The following is a 534-nucleotide window of genomic DNA, read 5'->3' as shown; positions in this document are numbered from 1 at the left end:
GGAAGGATGCCCTATGGGACAAGTTCGCCACGGAAGCGCCACGACCACGCACGCCGTCCGAGCGGCAATACAGCGATCGCAAGCTTCGCTCGCGCAACTGAGCAGGGAGTTGGGTATCAACCCCAAGACCGTTGCGAAGTGGCGCAAGCGTGCGACGGTCGAGGATATGAAGACGGGGCCGTCAGAGCCGCGGTCCACCGTCCTCACCGAAGCCGAAGGGGCGATGGTTGTGGCATTCCGGCGTCAGACGCTTCTGCCATTAGACGATTGTCTTTACGCCCTGCAGCCCTCCATCCCCCACCTGACACGATCCGCACTGCACCGATGCCTGCAACGACACGGCATATCGCGCCTGCCTGATGTGGAGGGCGACAAGCCGAAGCGGTCGAAGTTCAAGCGCTACCCCGTAGGGTTCTTCCATATCGACATCGCCGAGGTTCAGACCGCTGAAGGCAAACTATATTTGTTTGTCGGTATCGACCGCGCGAGCAAGTTCGCCGTGACCCAGCTCGTCGACAAGGCCGACAGGAAGAC

At 61.0% G+C, this 534-nt stretch carries 1 pseudogene; it reads left to right on the top strand.

Annotated elements, in window-relative coordinates:
* Positions 1-13: 13 nt before the first annotated feature.
* Positions 14-534: pseudogene (locus ACERNI_RS17935) on the top strand (IS481 family transposase); the annotation flags it as partial.

It is taken from the genome of Camelimonas sp. ID_303_24, from assembly GCF_053543495.1.
Note: the sequence above shows the minus strand (reverse complement) of the source record. Positions and strands in the feature narration are given on the sequence as shown.